We start from the raw sequence: 1,311 nt of genomic DNA, 5'->3' as shown, positions 1-1,311 counted from the left end.
TCTACCTGTCTTTTTTTGCCAAACTTTTTCTGCCTTTAGGACTGTTACCATATCCTTAAATGTATCTGGATACACGCCACACAAGCGTTTGAACTCTGTTGGCTTTAAAGTTTTTACTTGTTCGTAATTCATCTTTCAATCTTAACTCTTGGACTATTTTATCCTATTTTGTCTAGACTTATGCAAGAGATCTATTGATTGTTTTCGCCACGACCCCGGCGACTGTTCGAGTTTTGTCAGGGAGATTATGGTGGTGACCCTTGCTACGAAGCGGTCTTTTCCGACCAAGGTTGGGACGGTACACCACCTCTCTCAATATACAAGGTTGGGTTGACGCAAGGAAACCCAACAATTCCCCTAAAACTTACGGAAAACTCAATTAGGCAAAATCGTCTTACTAGAGAAGTGATGCAAGAAACTCAGATAGAGTTTGTTCGCTCCTATATTGATGCAGGTGAGTGTGGACTGACCCTGCTAAATAGACCTCTCCAATAATAATAATTGTCAAAATAAGAGATGAAGCCTTTACTAAGAGCTTATCAAAAATCTTTTCTGGAGAGGTATAATAATGAAGAATCAACAGTTGGTAGCCACTAAGGCTGTTGATAAAGTGGATGATGTGACTAATGTGAATGACCCATATAATATTGCCAAACAAGGGGGTAAGCACTCTGGATTCTATAACGAATATGCCAAAAAGCCGGACTCTCAAATCCGAAAAGGAATTGAATCGATAAATAAGCAAATTTATGAATACAGAATCTGTTAACTTTATCAAAGATCATGCACTTCTTCTCAAAGAAAAGTATAATGAATCCCTAGCAAAAATTAACGAAGCTGATCTAAAAGGAGAGGACTCTTCTTTTTATAAAGGACAAAGCCTTGCTTATTATGATGCTCTTGATTTGATCAAGTCTCAGGTAGAAGCATTTGGTTACAACTCGAAGGAAGTCAACCTGGTTGTTCCTGAATTTGGCAAACAAGCAATTTAGCTATTAAGATATCAAGTGCGATGCCGAAGGCACTGCGTAGCAGTACGCCTATTTTGCAAGGTTGGATTGACAACGGAAACCCAACATCATCCCCCTATTATTCTTCATGTTTTGTGTTGGGTTGCACTTCGTTTAACTCAACCTACGGATTTATTATGGTTCTTCTGGTTTCTGTGTAGAAACTAGGTCTATACCTGAGAGGGGGACAAGCGAGCTAGAAGGTAGATAGGGCAAGCGATATCGCTCTTTGTCCTTTGATGTAATCCTTCAACCGATAGCGGCTAATTTGCATTAACTCTTCTATATTTTTTGGGAACAT

At 39.2% G+C, this 1,311-nt stretch carries 2 protein-coding genes; both read left to right on the top strand.

Translation table 11 applies throughout. The annotated features are described in order from the left end of the window. Positions 1–568: 568 nt before the first annotated feature. A complete protein-coding gene (locus tag IQ242_RS24975) occupies positions 569–769 on the top strand; it encodes a hypothetical protein (protein WP_228021213.1) in 201 nt (66 codons plus the stop codon). Next, positions 750–992 carry a hypothetical protein gene (locus IQ242_RS24970; protein WP_193961809.1) on the top strand — a complete coding sequence of 81 codons (243 nt, stop codon included), beginning with the start codon at positions 750–752 and terminating at the stop codon, positions 990–992. The genes IQ242_RS24975 and IQ242_RS24970 overlap by 20 nt, the downstream gene beginning before the upstream one ends. Positions 993–1,311 lie beyond the last annotated feature (319 nt).

This window comes from Microcystis sp. LEGE 08355, assembly GCF_015207185.1.
GTDB lineage: Bacteria > Cyanobacteriota > Cyanobacteriia > Cyanobacteriales > Microcystaceae > Microcystis > Microcystis panniformis.
The sequence above is the reverse complement of the archived record's forward strand: the minus strand, read 5'-3'. Positions and strand labels throughout refer to the sequence as shown.

Excerpts from the sequence above, each read along its gene's own strand:
- IQ242_RS24970 (WP_193961809.1), top strand. The coding sequence starts at position 750 with ATGAATACAGAATCTGTTAACTTTATCAAAGATCATGCACTTCTTCTC.
- IQ242_RS24975 (WP_228021213.1), top strand. The coding sequence starts at position 569 with ATGAAGAATCAACAGTTGGTAGCCACTAAGGCTGTTGATAAAGTGGAT.